The organism is Lactobacillus nasalidis (assembly GCF_016587775.1).
GTDB lineage: Bacteria > Bacillota > Bacilli > Lactobacillales > Lactobacillaceae > Lactobacillus > Lactobacillus nasalidis.
Genome location: NZ_BOCG01000036.1, coordinates 1 through 404, shown reverse-complemented (window position 1 = coordinate 404; position 404 = coordinate 1). Strand labels below are relative to the sequence as shown.

The 404-nt window shown below is 55.7% G+C and carries 1 protein-coding gene; it reads right to left on the bottom strand.

Annotated features, from left to right (window positions below; translation table 11 throughout):
* On the bottom strand, positions 1-404 hold a 404-nt coding region (locus tag lacNas_RS00265; RefSeq protein WP_307865694.1), incomplete at both ends, for an amino acid--tRNA ligase-related protein.

Below are 404 nucleotides of genomic sequence, written 5' to 3'. Positions count from 1 at the left end.
GCCCGGAAGGTCGGGCCGAAGGTAAAGATCTTGCCGAAAGCTTCTGCCCCGACTTCACCGTAAAGCTGGCCTGACTGTGACAGGTAGGCATCGTGGTCGAAGTAGTCGATGTGGAAGAGTTCGGTCGTCCCTTCTGGAGCCGAGTGCATCAAAAGCGGAGCGTCGAACTTCACGAAGCCTTCGTTTTCAAAGAAGTCGACCGTAGCCTTGAAGATGCGGTTTCTGATCTGCATGATGGCAAATGGCCGGCGGCTTCTCAGCCACAGGTGCCGGTGGTCCAGCAGGAAGTCGATCCCGTGTTCCTTGTTGGTGATCGGGTAGCCTTCGTTGTTTGACACGACTTCCAGGTCGCTGATCTGGATTTCGTAGCCAAAGTGAGACCGGGCATCTTCATGGATGGTCCC